At 69.5% G+C, this 14,333-nt stretch carries 9 protein-coding genes; 1 reads left to right on the top strand and 8 read right to left on the bottom strand.

Annotation, left to right across the window (positions count from 1 at the left end):
- Nucleotides 1-275: 275 nt before the first annotated feature.
- From ACIGAQ_RS28875 to ACIGAQ_RS28895, 5 genes are all read right to left on the bottom strand, one after another.
- Complete coding sequence (locus ACIGAQ_RS28875; RefSeq protein WP_399787823.1) at nucleotides 276-1,487, bottom strand: MFS transporter; 1,212 nt, start codon at nucleotides 1,485-1,487, stop codon at nucleotides 276-278.
- A 215-nt stretch (nucleotides 1,488-1,702) separates the two neighbouring features.
- Complete coding sequence (locus ACIGAQ_RS28880; RefSeq protein WP_399787826.1) at nucleotides 1,703-2,629, bottom strand: LysR family transcriptional regulator; 927 nt, start codon at nucleotides 2,627-2,629, stop codon at nucleotides 1,703-1,705.
- A 522-nt stretch (nucleotides 2,630-3,151) separates the two neighbouring features.
- On the bottom strand, nucleotides 3,152-3,913 hold the full coding sequence (locus ACIGAQ_RS28885) for an isocitrate lyase/phosphoenolpyruvate mutase family protein (protein ID WP_399788451.1): 762 nt from the start codon (nucleotides 3,911-3,913) through the stop codon (nucleotides 3,152-3,154).
- A gap of 178 nt (nucleotides 3,914-4,091) precedes the next feature.
- On the bottom strand, nucleotides 4,092-4,367 hold the full coding sequence (locus tag ACIGAQ_RS28890) for a DUF6368 family protein (protein ID WP_399787829.1): 276 nt from the start codon (nucleotides 4,365-4,367) through the stop codon (nucleotides 4,092-4,094).
- A complete protein-coding gene (locus tag ACIGAQ_RS28895) occupies nucleotides 4,277-4,537 on the bottom strand; it encodes a DUF6368 family protein (protein WP_362284583.1) in 261 nt (86 codons plus the stop codon). Before ACIGAQ_RS28895 ends, ACIGAQ_RS28890 begins: the two co-directional genes overlap by 91 nt.
- Before the next feature lie 414 nt (nucleotides 4,538-4,951).
- Here ACIGAQ_RS28895 and ACIGAQ_RS28900 point away from each other — a divergent pair, with 414 nt between their 5' ends.
- Nucleotides 4,952-6,718, top strand: a complete 1,767-nt coding sequence (locus ACIGAQ_RS28900) for a lysyl oxidase family protein (protein ID WP_399787832.1) — start codon at nucleotides 4,952-4,954, stop codon at nucleotides 6,716-6,718.
- A 180-nt stretch (nucleotides 6,719-6,898) separates the two neighbouring features.
- Here the strand turns inward: ACIGAQ_RS28900 and ACIGAQ_RS28905 are convergent, their stop codons facing one another.
- From ACIGAQ_RS28905 to ACIGAQ_RS28915, 3 genes are all read right to left on the bottom strand, one after another.
- Nucleotides 6,899-9,694 carry a glycosyl hydrolase gene (locus ACIGAQ_RS28905; protein ID WP_399787835.1) on the bottom strand — a complete coding sequence of 932 codons (2,796 nt, stop codon included), beginning with the start codon at nucleotides 9,692-9,694 and terminating at the stop codon, nucleotides 6,899-6,901.
- Nucleotides 9,695-10,386: 692 nt separating this feature from the next.
- Nucleotides 10,387-11,712, bottom strand: coding sequence for an alpha/beta fold hydrolase (locus ACIGAQ_RS28910; protein WP_399787838.1), 1,326 nt, complete (start codon nucleotides 11,710-11,712; stop codon nucleotides 10,387-10,389).
- Between the two features lie 727 nt (nucleotides 11,713-12,439).
- Nucleotides 12,440-13,255, bottom strand: a complete 816-nt coding sequence (locus ACIGAQ_RS28915; protein WP_399787841.1) for an SAM-dependent methyltransferase — start codon at nucleotides 13,253-13,255, stop codon at nucleotides 12,440-12,442.
- Between the last annotated feature and the right edge of the window lie 1,078 nt (nucleotides 13,256-14,333).

The raw sequence follows: 14,333 nt of genomic DNA on the forward strand, positions 1-14,333 counted from the left end.
GGGCGGGAGGCCATGTGGTGTGCAGCGATCTCCGGCTGCGTGCTGTTCCCTCGAAACCATTCATGATGAGACGGGCAGCCAAAGAAAGTTTTGATGGCTACGGCTGGTGCTGGTGCTGGCTCGGGGTGTCGGCAAGGCTGACGTCGTGCTCGTCGCGTCGGCCGCCCGGCAGAACCTCGTCCGCGCCAAGGGCGGAATCGGGATCCGGTCTTATCCGAAGAGGACACCGTGCCGCTGGCCCCGAACAAACTCCTCGGACAGGCGATTCGAGGACGTCAGTCGTCGCCTTGCTTGGGCGCAGGGCGGGCGGCAACAGCGAGGAGGACCAGGGCGAGTCCGGTGGCCACCGCGCCCATCCAGATGGGGGAGGTGTAGCCGAAGCCGGCCGTGATCAGAACTCCGCCGAGCCATGAGCCGAGGGCGTTGCCGAGGTTCACCGCCGCGATCGGGGCGCCGGACGCGATCGCACCGGCGGCGCGCGCGTGCCGCATCACCTTCTGCTGGTACCCGGGCGCGGCTGCGAAGCCGAACATTCCCATGAGGCCCAGCGAGAGCGCCGCTACGACAGGATGGCCGGCGAGCGTTCCCAGGAGGATCTGCACGGCCAGCAGGCCCACGAGCGACCCTGCCAGGGTGGCGTCCAGGGAGCGGTCGACGAGCCGGCCGGCCAGCGCGTTGCCGACCATGAGTCCGATGCCGAAGAGCACGAGCAGCCAGGGAACGGCGCCGGCGGGGTAGCCCGAGACCTTCGTGAGTGTCAGCGCCACGTAGGTGAAGGCGCCGAACATGCCGCCGAACCCGAACGTCGCGATGCCCACCGCCAAGAGTGCCTGCCGGTTGAGGAGATGCCGCAGGTCGGCGAGGGAACTCGTCGGCGCGGACGCCACGTGGGGGACGACCGCGACGATGGCGAGGGTCGCGACGACCGCGAGGGCCGCGATGATGCCGAAGACGGCCCGCCACCCGAGGTACTGTCCCAGTGCTGTGCCGAGCGGCACGCCGAGCACGTTCGCAAGTGTCAGGCCGCCCAGCATGGTGGCGATGGCCCGGCCGTGCCGTCGTGTGTCGACAAGGCTGACGGCGACGACGAGCCCCATGCCGAGGAACGCCCCGTTGGTGATGCCAGCGATGATCCGTCCCGCGAGGACGATCTCGAAATTCGGTCCCAGTGCGCTGAGGAGGTTACCGATGATGAAGATGACACTGATCCGTATCAGGGCCGACTTCGGTGGAACGCGGCTGAGAGCCGTGGTCAGGGCGAGGGCGCCCACGATGATGCCCACCGCGTACGTCGTCACCAGAATGCCCGCGTTGCCGGCACTGACCGACAGATCGGTGGCCACGTCCGGCAGCAGGCCGGCGATCACGAACTCCGCCAGGCCGACGGCGAAACTGGCCAGAGCGAGCGCGTACAGCCCGAGGGGTGTCCTGGGGGTTCGAGTGACCGCCTCGTGGGTTGTCTCAGAGGTGATGGGTTCGTGTGTCATGACGAGCAGAACCCTCGGGCGTCACCTCAGGATTCCTGGGGGCTCGACCCTTACCGATCCAAATCTTCGATGTCTCCTCGTCCATGTCTTGATAGGTGCAGGTGACCGCCGCATGAAAGGGGCGGTGGTCCCCCGCCGGTGTCGGCACCGGGTCGAGCGCGGCAGACCGGGACCATCAGAAACCTGCGTCCCTACCGGTCCCAGAGGGTCCGCGGTCACTCGCCCCCGGCCACGACGCCTTCGTCGAGCTGCGTCTGCACGCTGCGAGGAACCCGCACTCCGCGGCGGCGCAACCCCGCGACGAACCGAGCGACGAGCGGATCGGTGTCGCCGGAGGTCACCGCCATCAGTTGCCTGGTCCACCGCGGTGAGAACCGCCGCACCACGCCCGGAAAGCCGGCACTGACCGCACTCACCGGACAGACCGCGACACCCAGCCCGGCGGCGGCGAGCTGGGGTGCCGTAGCGGTGACGGACGTGCGCATGACCGGCTCCGGCTGCACCCCGGCCCGGGCGAAGGACTGGTCGAGCCATGCGCCGAGGCGGTTGTGGGCCGTGTAGTGCACGAGTGGTGCGCCATCGAGGTCCTGGATCCGCACTGATGCCCGTTGGGCCAGCGGGTGGCCGGTGGGCGCAGTCAGCACGATCTCCTCCTCGGCGACGGCAGTGAGCTCGAAACGGTCGGACGGGGGGTCCGGCAGCACCGCGACGTCGACGTCATCCGACTCGACCAGCTTCAATGCCTCGTCCATCACGGCGAGCTCATGCAGGGTGATGGTCACTTCCGGGTGGCGTCGGCGCCAGTCGCGGAGCACTGGGGCGAGCAAGGCGACGGTAAGGCTCTGCGCGCAGCCGATCCGCAGCAACCCGCCCCCGGCTTCTCCCACTGCCCGTGCCGACCGTACGGCGGCCGTGGCCGCCTCGACCGCCCGCCGGGCATCAGCGACGGCGACCCGCCCCGCGGCGGTGAGCCTGACCCCGCGTGCTTCGCGACGCAACAAGGCCGTGCGCGTCTCGCGCTCCAGGGAGGCGATCTGGTGCGACACCGCGGGTTGCGAGGAGTGCAGCAGCAATGCGGCCTGAGTGATCGACCCGGTGTCCGCGACGGCGATGAGGCATTCCAGGGCGCGAAGAGAGGGCATCCATGGATTCTATGGGAAAGGAGCCAAGCATCGATGCCTGGATGGGCGGAAAGAAAACCTGTCTGATGTCAGGGAGGGGATCCCAGCCACGCCTGCAGGGGCCGAGCCTTCCGGATCCGGTCGGCGCGACACCTGGGGTGCAGCAGTGACCGTCGGGATGGTGGCGTTGGGAAGCATGGCGCGTCCGCACCGCTGCGGTGGTCGTCGATCAGGAGCAGGACGTGGCAGCGACTGCGATCACCGGCCGGAGGGGGCCGCACCCCGGGAGCCAGTGGCTACTCGTCCCTGCCGATGCGGGACACCCGGTGAGTCGACTGCGCGCCGTGCGTCGGGCAGGCCCTGTGGGAGTGCCTGCCCGACGCCAGTGGTCAACGTCGGCGTTCCCTGATCCGCTGCTCGGTGGTGACACCGCTAATGCCCCCAGCAGCACTGCGGTGGCCGCACGGTGTGCGGTGGGCGTACCGACTATGGGTTGCATGAGGCGGCAGGCGGCGCCGTATGCGCGGATCGCCGCCCCACTCCTCACGGCGCCCAGGGCCCGAGCATGTCCTTCATGGCGTCCGCCAGGGCGAATTGCAGCAGCGGACCGTAGGTGACCCGGCCGACGCCGAGACGGCGGAAGCGATCGAGATCGTGTCTGACGGGATGGGCCGTGGAGTTCACGGGAACGTTGACGGCGCCGGTCACGGCAGCGAGCAGCTCGTCGTTGTCCTGAATGCTCACCGGGTACACACTGTCGGCTCCGGCCTCCTCCAAGGCCCGCAGTCGTTCGATCGCCTCGTCGAGGACGCCGGAAGCATCCTGTGCGTGCATGAAGATGTCGGTGCGCGCGTTCACCCAGACCGGGACCCCTGCGTCGTCAGCCGCTTTGCGCAGGTCGGCCACGAAGCTCGCGTGCTCCTGCGTGCTGCGTACGCGGCCACCGTCCGAGTGGACGGTGTCCTCGACGTTGAGACCGACCCCGCCGGCCTCGATGAGCCCGGTGATGAGATCAGCGGGCTTCTGGCCGTACCCGGCCTCCAGGTCCACGGACACGGGGACATCGACCGCGGCGATGATCGGCCTGACGGCGGTCAGCACCTCCTCGAAGGTCTGCCCCTCGTGGTCATCGGCCCCCCGGGAGTCCGCGAGAGGATGACTGCCGACCGTCAGCGCGGGGAACCCGGCGGCCACTGCCGTGCGTGCAGACCAGACGTCCCAGACGGTCGGCAGCACGAGCGGCTTGTACTGAGCGTGCAGTTTCTTGAGGCGCTGAGCGCGCTCGACGGTGGTGTGAAAGTCCATGCCAGGCACGCTACCTCGGCATGCTCGCGCACAACATGTCCACGGGCGCTGCCCGCTGACGGAACTCTCACAGCCGACGTCGTCGGGGATCGTCGTCCGCGCCAGACCAACTGTGATATGCGCCTTTGCTCGCAGAGCGGCCACTGTGACCAGCGGTCGAGAGGTCGTGCTGTTCCGGCTATTTCAGGAGCCGAAAGCCGGGCTGTCGGGCCCACGTGCGGAGGAACTCCGTAGAGCCATAGGCCGCGGGCCACGGATCGGTCGTCGTTGCGACGATGCCGGGAAGACCGGCCACGATGGAAACCTGATCCTCTCGCAGTTCGGCCTGGGCGACACCACCGACGACATCCATCACGGCGGCGGTCAGCAGGGCCGTGACGAGGTGGTCGACAGGACGGTTGCAGAACGCGATGACGTCGACCGCGTGGGTGGGGGCGGGCCGGCATCCGTCCACGTCCCGGTATCCGAGATCCCGAGGCTCTCCGCGGCAATGCTCAGGTCGTACTCACCGACCCGCTTCTCCTCGAACTGTGTCGAGGTGCGCAGCAGGAACTCACGGAGCCGCTCGATCGCCACACGGGGCACCGCCTGCGCCGACTCGATCACCAATACCGGTCCGCCCATGGGCCGGAGCCTAATCGGCTGGGCCTGTCACCCCCAGCCGATTACTTCATGTCACCGCCTCTGAGAAGCGCCCACCGCACCAGGGCCGGCACGCCAACCGACGCTGCGACCCCGGAGAGGTCGCTCACTGGACCGTGGCGGAACCGGTCCCCGGTCCCCGATCGAAGCGGCGTCGGCGCCGGAAGGACTGCCGTCGGGTGAGGAGGGTCCGCATCAACGGCTGGATTCCGTCACGGCGACGGTATCCGGCCAACAGTCGCCTCCCTTTCCTTCGGCCGAGCAACCGCGCAACAGGTCTGTTCCTCTCACAGCGCGGGCGGAGCAAGCGCCTCTCACGCGACGGCCCGGGCCCGGACCTCGCGGTCGTGCCGTGCCGCCTGCCGCCTTCTCACACCACCGGAGGACGAGGGAACCATGACCAGAAAGCGCACCGCCCGGCTGCGGCGAACGCTGCTCGCCGGCACCACGGCCGTCGCCGTGACGGCCGTGACGGCCGGCATCGTGGCCGCGGCGCAGGAGCCCGCGAAGGCCGCGACAGGCCCCAAGCTGAGCCTCGTGGCGGCGACCACCTCGGTGACGCTCACCTCCTGGAAGGAGGAGCCGGGGGTGTATCTGGACCTCGGCACCTACCTCGTCTCCGAGGGGAAGCCGCTGGAGCTCAAGGTGACCCGGAAGTCCTACAAGGACCCGGTGGCCGTCGCCCAGACCGTGTACGAGGGCGGCAAGGCCAAGACGAAGAAGCTGCCCACGGGCACCGTGAAGGACTTCTCCGGGCTGCCCGGCTTCTCCGAGATCACCCTCACCGACAAGGCCGGCAAGAAGGTTCTCACCCGCAGTGAGAGCTTCTGCCCCAACAACGCCAGCGGACGCGTGCGCCCCGACGCGCCCTCCACCTCCAAGTATCCGGAGAGCTGCCCCACCAACCCCTTCACCCTCGGCTCCGTGTGGGGCATCGAGAAGGGTTGGGCGGCCAACACCTATGCGGGCTCCTACACGGAACCGGCCCAGCTGCCGGCCGGTACGTACACGGCCAGGGTCGGTGTCGCCAAGAAGTACCGCGACCTGTTCGGCATCGCCGACAAGCCGGCCACGGTCAAGGTGACCGTGGTGGAACGAAGTGAGGACGACGAGAACTCCAACCGGGCGTTGCGTCGCTCCGCCCAGGCCGGCGAGCACGCCGGGCATGCTGCCGGGCACGCCGCCGGTCACCACGCGCCGACCGCGCACTCCGGTCACGGGCCGGGGCACGCCCCCACCCCCGCCGAGGCTGCCGCGCCGGTGACGAGTGGGGCGGGTCCCTCGTACAACGTGGGCCACGGTCCGCTGAAGGCCGCCCCGCCGGCCCTGCCATGGGCTATGAAGAAGCAGCAGAAGTCCGCACTGTCGCAGCAGGCCGGGGACACCGCCGGCCAGACCGACGGCTCGCGTCAGGCGCCCGCGCTCAAGCCGCTGTCGAAGCGGCCCACCGGCAAGCCCGCCGTCCCGGACGTCCCCAAGCCGGACCTGCGCTCGCTGCCGGCCTACGGCATCACCGTCAGCGACGGCGGCAAGGACATCCCGGGCAAGGACTACCTGGCGTTCAGCGCCAACGTCTGGAACGCCGGTCCGGCGCAGCTCGTGGTGGACGGGTTCCGCTCGCCCGGCAAGGCCAAGATGGACGCCTTCCAGTACTTCTACGACGCCAAGGGCAAGCAGGTCGGCTACACCCCGACGGGCACCATGGAGTGGGACCCGCGTCCGGGCCACGTGCACTGGCACTTCACCGACTTCGCCAGCTACCGGCTGCTGAAGGCCGACAAGAAGGAGGCCGTGCGCAGCGGCAAGGAGGCCTTCTGCCTGGCCAACACCGACGCGATCGACTACACGGTGAAGAACGCCAACTGGCACCCGTTCAACACGGACCTCTCCACCGCCTGCGGCGAGGAGAACTCGATCTCCGTGCGTGAGGTGCTGGACGTGGGTTCGGGCGACACGTACACCCAGGACCTGCCGGGCCAGTCCTTCGACATCACCGACGTGCCCAACGGCACCTACTACATCCAGGTGCTGGCCAACCCGGAGAAGCGCCTGAAGGAAACCAACCTCGACAACAACAGTGCCCTGCGGAAGATCGTGCTCGGCGGCAAGCCGGGCAAGCGGACGGTCACCGTGCCGGCGCACGACCTGGTGAACGCCAACTGACCCTGCCACCGCCCGAAAGGTGTGTCCCCGCCCCGGACCGAGGCGGGGACTCACCTCTGAGTGGTGGCGGCCGCCTGCCCACGTGACTTGTACCTGGTGGTGTCCGGTCTGGGCCGGGAACGGTGGTGCGGTGGGCAGCCCGTGGCGCCGCTGCCCACCGCAGGACCACCCTGCGCCGGTTCAGCTGTAGGGGATCACCACCACGGCCTTGTCCGTGCCGGTCTGGAGCTTCGAGGTGCCGTTGCCGATGGCGCTCCAGACCTCCAGACGGACGGTGCCACCCTTGAGGTTGCCGAGGGTGCCCGTGGATGCCTTGAGGCCGCGCGCCTGCGTGTACTCCTCCCATCCGGCGACCGGGTCGGTGGCGAAGTAGTTGTAGGTCTCGGTCCGGTCGAAGGTGCCGTCACCGGTGAGGTCGTAGCTGATGCGTGCCTGCTGGCCGAGGCCGACCGTGGTGCCGGCGTCCACCTGGAGGCGGAACGTCGTTCCCGCACCGGCGGTGAGCGTCCCGTTGACTCCGCGGACCTCGTAGACGAGGGGCTGGTACGGCGTGCCGTCGTGGTTGGCGCCGCCCCCGGAGGCGATCGTGTCGCTGCCCGAGGTCCCGCCGGTCGCCGTGGTCAGGACTCCGCCGCTGCGCAACTGGAAGGTGTTCCCCGTCGGCGGATCGGGGTCCGGGTCGGGGTCCGAGGAGCCCGACCCGGTGCCGCTCGCCGTGGAACGGGCCGGGACGGAGAGCGTCTTGCCGTCGGAGAAGGTCACGGTGCGCGCCGATGAGCCGTGGTTGTGGGCGACGTAGGTGCGGGTCGTCCCCTTGGTGAAGACGGCCGAGGTGGGCAGGTCACCGGTCACCGTGGCGTCCGGGGCGCCGACCGCGTCCAGAGTGTTGATCCAGTGGTACGTGTGGGCCTTGGATTCCCCCTGCTCCGGGGTGTATCCGGCGTGGCCCGCGTCCCACTTCGACTTGGCCGCGGCAGGGTCGGCCAGGGACTGGAACTCCCAGAGGATGTCGCGCCATTCGACGGCGGGGCCGCCGTTCTCCCGTTCCATCTCGGCGATGTTGCGCCGGATGGCGGCCTTCTCGCCGCCGAGGTGGAGGGAACCGCCCGTGACGGGCAGGACGTTGATGCCGTGGATCTCTTCGGGGTTGGCGGTCCACCAGGTGGAGTAGGCCGCGCCGCTGCCCCACACCATGCCGGCCGTGTCGTGGCCGAAGGAGGACGGGAAGACCTGTTCATCGGCGTCGAACCAGTACTGCGCGATCGACTCCGACTCCGTGGTCAGCAGGTAGGCGCCGAGGTCGCGCAGCGAGGCGTCCCCGGTGGCGGAGCCCCACAGGACGAGGGCGGCGCTGAGGTTGGTGGACTCCGAGGAGGACTCCTGGTTGTTGCCGGCGGCGAAGCCCTGGTGGCCGGAGGCCCAGCTGTGGCCCGCGTAGACGTCGAAGCCGCGCAGGAAGGGGAACGCGGTGTCGGTTCGGCTGGGGTTGGCGGTGTCCCGCACGAGGGTCTTGACCATGCCGCCCCACGCGGAGTCGGCGGCCCAGCCCTGGTCGTACTGGGCGACGATCGCGGCCGCGTAGACGTAGTAGCTGTAGTGGAAGTGGTGGTCGTTGAGTTCGGTGTCGCTGCCGTAGGAGGCGGGATAGCCCGTGAGGGTCTTCCAGTCCTTGTCGTAGCTGAACTCGTTCGCGCCGCCCGCTGTGAACCACTCCTGGAGCTTGCCCTTGATGAGGCCGAGCAGCCGGTCGCGGGTGCCGGTCTCGCCGATCTGCTCGGCCACCGGGACGAGTTGGGCGAGGCGGCCGAGTGCCTTGCCGGTCCAGTAGGTGTCGGTGGCGCCGGAGAAGGGGTCGGAGGCGTTCACGACCTCGTTGAGGTAGCCGCGCAGCCGCGTCGCGTCCACGCCGCTGGACTTGGGCAGCGCGGGCAGCACCGCGGCCGCCTTCTGGCTCGTGGTGAACGAGGCCGACTCGCGGACCTTCATGGTGCCGCGCGGGGAGACGTAGGTGTAGGAGGTGAGGGCGTCGGTGGTGTTCAGCCACTGGTGGCGGTAGAGCGCCTGGAGCGTACCCCGCTCGGTGCCCTCCTTCGCCTCCGTGGTGAGCGTGTAGGTGGCCCGGACGGTGCCACCGGTGTAGCTCCAGGCGACCTTGGAGTCGGTGACGAAGCTGAAGGCGTACTTCTTGAAGGTCGCCAGCGCGTCGGTGGACGGCAGCACGGCGACGGAGAAGTAGTCCTTGGAGCCCAGGCCGGTGGTGACGGTCGAGCCGGAGACGTTCCAGTCGCTGCCGGTCGGGGCGAAGAGGGCGTAGTGGTGTCCGGCGACGGTGATGCCGAGGACGTTGCCCTGGTCGGCGAAGACGCTGGGCGTACCGGCGGTGGTGATCTGGGCGTTGCCGCCGGTGCCCTGAGCGTATACGAACGGGGAGCCGTGACCGATGGTGGTGCGCAGGGTGCGTGCGCCGTCGGACCACAGGGGGGTGACCGTCCAGTCGGACCAGTTGTCGGCCTTGGTGTCCGGGGAGTTGAGGCCGCTCAGTCCGATCGTGAGGTCGCGCTTGTGGGCGTACTCGTACTGGCGGCCGTCTCCGACGATCGAGGGGGAGGTCGGGTAGCCGACGTCGAGCCCGGCGGCCGTGGCCTGGTAGGTCAGGGGGTGCCCGTACATGGGGGTCGACCACGGGTTGTCGCCGTAGCGCTGGAAGGCGAGGGAGGACCACCAGTCGTTGGTGGGCACGGGCCGGTTCCGCGTGGCGGCGGTCACCTTGGGCGTGACGGGAGTTCCCGTGTTGGTGGTGGGGCCCGACGTTCCCGCCGGGCGGGAGTCGGAGTAGCTGCCCGAGCCCACGGGCACGGTGGCCGCGGCCGCCGGGGTGGCGGCCGGGCCCAGGCCGAAGGCGGCAAGGGCCGAGGCCGTCAGGAGTACCACTGCCGGTCTGGTGCGTGTGCGTGTGCGCGTGCGTGGGGATGGCATTGCGACACCTCAAGTCTGCAAAGGCGGGGGGCGTTGAGAGCGCTCTCAGATGGCCGGAACGTAAATGCCGGGTAATGCACGTGTCAATGCCTTGAACACAGCCGATAGTTGACGGCTGATGTTTCCCCCTGTGCCTTCGCAGCTTGACGATGCGGATCGGTGGTCGACCGGCGAGGGCGAAGCAGGCCTCCTCGGTCGGCGAGGACCACGCCGCTGCGCCGCCCCCGTGCACTGCGCCGCCCCCGTGCGCGGCGTCGGCCGCGGGGCGCGCCCGTGGGCTTGGATCGCGCCGGTGTGCCCGCTCGCCCTGACGGGGACCGGGCGAACGGTGGTGACGAAGCCCGAGGCGGCGCGGGCCGCCCGGGCGTTCACGGCCTTGCCTGGGATGTGGTTCTCCGGCCCGCCCGGTTCGGTGGCGTGAGCGCCGAACCGGGCGGCTGCCCTTCCGGTGCGTCATCCGCTGGATGCCGGGCGAGCTCGGGCAAGCTCGTGGGCCGGGAATGCAGACGCTGTCCCGGTATCCGTCGTGGGCACCACGCGCGAGCCTCCCCGGGACGCCGGTCGGCATCGCACCCCGTGCGAGAGGGCGCGGCCTCGACCCCCTGGGGTGGGGCTGACGGTGGTGTCCCGTCGTGGTGAGAGTGACGGGACTTCGCCGTCGACCCGTTTCTCCCGCCCCGCCTCGGGGGACGTCAGGGTCGCTGGGGCAGGCTCGCGCAGTTGGAGGTGGCCTGCTTGCCGTTGAGCCGGTCGGTCAGCCAGCCGATGGCGTCACCCTGATCGGTGAGCAGTGGTGTGAAGTGGTTGATGAGGGCGCTGCCCAGGTCGGGCAGGGCGACGGGCTCGTAGGTCACGTCGGCACCCTTGGTGCACCAGTCGGCCGCGAGCCGGCGCGCCTGGGCGTGGGGTACGAGGTTGTCGCTGGTGCCAGTGGCGACCCGGACGGGGGAGGCGGGCTTCAGGGTGCCGATGCGCTGGTCGTCGAGGAAGTCCTTCAGCGCCGGCTGCGCGTTGATGATCTCGGCGAGTGAACGGCCGTCGACGGTCCACCTGGTGCTGCGCGCTCCGTTGTAGGACAGCAGCGCGTCACCCACGCACATGGTCGACAGGTCCTTCAGGGCCGCCTTGCCCGCCGCGTTCAGGTGGGTGTCGGCGATCGGCGCCAACTCGGGGGCCGACTGCAGGAAACCGTTGACCGACCAGCCCAGGGCACCGGCCAGTTCGCTGCCGTCGATGGCCTTCGTGACCTCGATCAGGTCCGCGGGCGGGGCGCCTGCGGACGTGCCGGCGAGGGTGACGTCGGGGGCGTAGGAGGGCTGGAGTTCGGCTGCCGCCGCGGTGGCGCCGCCGCCCTGGCTGTAGCCGTACAGCGCGACGCGCGAGGCCGGTGTGACCGAGGCGCCGCTCAGGGAGCGCGCGGCGCGAGCGGCGTCGAGGACGGCGTGCCCCGCGTCCACGCGGTTGACGTAGGTGTGCAGCCGGTCGGTGGCGCCGAGCCCCGCGTAGTCGGTGACGACCACGGCGATGCCCCGGGCCAGCAGGCGGTAGACCGCCAGGTTCTCGTAACCGACCGACAGCGTCTTGCCGTTGACCAGCAGGGGGCGTTGCAGGCCGAGGGACGCGGCGCACTGGTCACCCTGTCCCATCGTGCCCGGGGCCACGACGACCAGGGGGCGCGCTCCAGTGCCCCTCCAGGTGGCCGAGGGTTCGATGTAGGCGCCGGTGACCGCGACCGGGCCGCCGTTGGAGTCGGTCGACTTGTACATCAGGCGGGTGGCGGTGCCGGGCAGCGGTCCGGTGAGGCCGGGCAGGCTCAGCGCGAGGGGAAGCGGTTCGCTGCGCACCACGGTGCCGTTTGCCGCGGGCAGGTCCGCGGGTGGGGTGTAGAAGGCCGGGATGGTGACGCCGCGCGAGACGACGGGGTCGGTCTGCGGGGCAGCTGCGGCGGTTGCGGTCGTGGCGCACAGGCAGGTGGCGGTCGTGACGGCTGCGGCCAGCAGACGTGAGGAAACGGGCATGGCGGATCTCCGAGGCGGTGGGGAGGCCGAGCTCTCGGCTGCGGCTCGGGCGACGACGGCGCATGAGGAGGGGCCTGCGGTGTGGAGCCGCGGTCGTCCATCCGTCGCCCCACACCGCTGTTGGACGAAGTGTCAGCACCGTAGTCGTGGAGGTGTTACCCGGGGTAGCCCCCGGTAGGTCACGGTTCGGTAAGGTGCCGTGCGAGGGCTGTCGATCGACGAATCGGTAAATCACCTTCGGGTCGGCTGGGTGAGGGGCCAGGGGAGACGTCATGCCGGATGCCACCTCAACGGACCTGACGCCACCGCAACGGACCTTCCGAGCGCGGCGGAAGCGGGCCGTCGGGCCACCGTGGGGAAAAGCTCACCTACGAGCCGCCCCGAACTCAGGAGGACCTGCGCAGGTACCGGACCATGCCGACGGAGCCGACCACGCGACCGCGCAGGCCGGCGTCGGCGCCCTGCTCTGAGCCTTGAGGCGGCCATGGCCTCCTGAGGTGCTCACACGACCGCCGCTTCTTCGCGCAGCACCTCATGGCCTGACCGGAAGTCACCCACTCTCGGGCCGGTTGGCGCCAATGACTCAGGGGGCAGCCGCGGGAAGACGCGGTTGCCCCCTGCTGTCCGTCTGTGCGGGTATGACCCCTGCGGGGACCTTTGACGGCGGCTGCCCCGAGGCGGCCCGGACGGCGCCCGCGCCACCTCGCATGACGGCACCATGGCGCGGTCACGGCTTGCGGGCGAGGCCCCCGTGTTCGGCGATGATCTCGGGGGCCGGGTCGGTGGGGTCGGGTCGCCAGTGGGGGACTGAGACGACGCCGGGGTCCAGGAGCTCCAGCCCGTCGAAGAAGGAGGTGATCTGCTCGACGGTGCGCAGGTTGTACGGAACGGCGCCGCTCTCGTTGTACGCGTCCTGGGCCTGCTCGAAGACCGGGTCGATGCCTCGCGAACCGTCGTTGATGGAGAGGTAGCTTCCGGACGGCAGTGCTTCCATCAGGCGGGTGACGATCGAGCGGGCCTGGTCGTAGTCCGGGACGTGGCCCAGGATGTTGCTGAGGATCAAGGCGGTCGGCCGGCTGAAGTCCAATGTGTCCGCGGCGGCTGCCAGGATGCGGTCCGGGGCGAGCACGTCCGAGTCGACGTAGGCGGTCGCCCCCTCCGGCGTGGAGTAGAGCAGGGCTCGGGCGTGTGCCAGCACCATCGGGTCGTTGTCGGCGTACACGATCCGGGACTCCGGGGCGATCCGCTGGGCGACCTCGTGGGTGTTCTCAGCGGTCGGAAGCCCTGTTCCGACGTCGAGGAACTGGCGGATGCCCGCCTCGGCGACCAGGTACGTGATGTTGCGGCGCAGGAAGGCGCGACTGCTGCGGGCGATGGTGATGATGCCGGGGAACACGGCGGTGTAGGCGTCGCCGGCCTGCTCGTCGACCGGGTAGTTGTCCTTCCCTCCCAGCCAGTAGTTCCAGATACGGGCCGAGTGCGGCACCGAGGTGTCGATGTTCTGATGCGCTGCCGGTCCGGGTGGGGTCGCGTGGTCGGTCATGTCTGGCGTCTGTCTTTCAGCCGAGGTGAGGAGTTCGGCTTACAACCTATGGTCCGACACCCCTGATGAGTAGGGCAGTTCGCGAATTCGACGCACCCGAGCAGGGGTTCCGCAGCGGCTCCGCCGCCACCCGCGCGTCTCGGCCCGATGCCAGTCGGTCGGATGCCGTCCCGGCAGGTGCCACGAGATCCTCGTGCTCTACACGCCCGATCCCGGCTCGCCGCCGCCGGCGCCCTCGTTCAACGACTCCCTGAATGCGAGCGGTCGGATATCCGGCTGACGTACGGCCAGCGATCCATTCTCGGCACTCTGCCCCAGGCGGTCCTGCGGTGCGTATGCACCGACCACTTCAAGCGGCGGCTGGCTCTGCCGTGCGTGGGGCAGCCGGCGAAAGACGTGGCGGGCAGGCAGTGGACGACTTTCGCCGGGCTCGGTCCAGACAGGCGTACCTGCGTCAACAGCCGCAGCTGTCCCGGGTTTACGGTCGCAGAGCGGCGACCTGCACCCTTCGGGCCGACGATGCGACGGGATACGGTGCCGGGCGCAGACGTCGTTCCGTAGTGCCGCAACCAGAAGGCGGCGACGACGCAGCTCAGCCGCGTCGGTGTGATTCAGCCGACGGTGGGCGTCGGATAGGAATACGGACCCAATAGAGCATAGTGATGCCCCTACGATAAACACCCATGTCATGGCATTCAGCATTTATTCTCCGTGGTTGATTGCATTCCGCTGAATTGTCATCACTGCAACTGGACGACACGCGTCACGTCACGGGCAGGGGCTGAGGTTCTATCGTTCGGTGCAATGATTTCGCCGTGTACGTGCTTGCCTTTGCGGGACGCGGATCCCCTGCGGCAAGGGGGCTTTGCGTGGTGGATCTGACGCCGGGATGGTGGCGGCCGAGTGGTTCCTCTTCGGCCGAGTCTCATCGACCCGTCCCGTGGCGAAGATGCTCCGGGACGAGGCCGTGTCAGGAGCTGCTCGGTGGTGCGTTCATGAGATGACCCCCGTCGCTGCTCGGTCTGCTGCGCGGCCGGTCCGGCTCGATGCGCACCAGGAGGCACCCTGCGTACAACTC

This window comes from Streptomyces sp. NPDC085932, from assembly GCF_044540525.1.
In the GTDB taxonomy this organism is placed as follows: domain Bacteria; phylum Actinomycetota; class Actinomycetes; order Streptomycetales; family Streptomycetaceae; genus Streptomyces; species Streptomyces levis.